The sequence below is a fragment of the Zhongshania borealis genome, assembly GCF_039539625.1.
GTDB classification, from domain to species: domain Bacteria; phylum Pseudomonadota; class Gammaproteobacteria; order Pseudomonadales; family Spongiibacteraceae; genus Spongiibacter; species Spongiibacter borealis.
In genome coordinates this window covers 1-567 of sequence record NZ_BAABDM010000030.1, presented here as the reverse complement: position 1 = coordinate 567, position 567 = coordinate 1, and the positions used below count along the sequence as shown (strand labels likewise).

The 567-nt window shown below is 48.3% G+C and carries 2 tRNA genes; both read left to right on the top strand.

From position 1 onward, the window contains the following. Positions 1-140: 140 nt before the first annotated feature. Positions 141-217 (top strand) — tRNA-Ile (locus tag ABD836_RS19445). 125 nt (positions 218-342) lie between these two features. After that, positions 343-418: transfer RNA gene (locus tag ABD836_RS19440), tRNA-Ala, on the top strand. The last annotated feature ends 149 nt before the right edge of the window (positions 419-567 follow it).

Genomic DNA, 567 nt, shown 5'->3' with positions numbered 1-567 from the left:
CAAGGTAGCCCTAGGGGAACCTGGGGCTGGATCACCTCCTTAAATTGAGCGCACGACGCTGGCAAGTGCTCACACGAATTGTCTAATCTCGAGATTGAAAGCGATAATTTCACGGGCCGCTGGGCTAGGTGACTGTTTCTGGGTCTGTAGCTCAGGTGGTTAGAGCGCACCCCTGATAAGGGTGAGGTCGGAGGTTCAAGTCCTCCCAGACCCACCAGAATGTTCCTGCTCTTCGTTGTTGTCTTGCTTACATGCTGATGCATGCAGCGCAAGCCAACGTCTCGATCAGCAAGATTCTGGTTATATGCCTGAGGGTGTAGTCTGAAGTGAAAAGAAAACACTGGGGCTATAGCTCAGCTGGGAGAGCGCCTGCCTTGCACGCAGGAGGTCTGCGGTTCGATCCCGCATAGCTCCACCATTATAAACGGTGAAGAAAATGAACTGTTTAGAGTGGTAGCAGATTATCGCGAAGAAGTTAGAAAGAAAAGCTTTTACAGGCTTTGTTTGTTGGTTCTGTAAAGAGTTTTTGTTTCTGATTTTTACAATCAGATGTTCTTTAACAAGGTA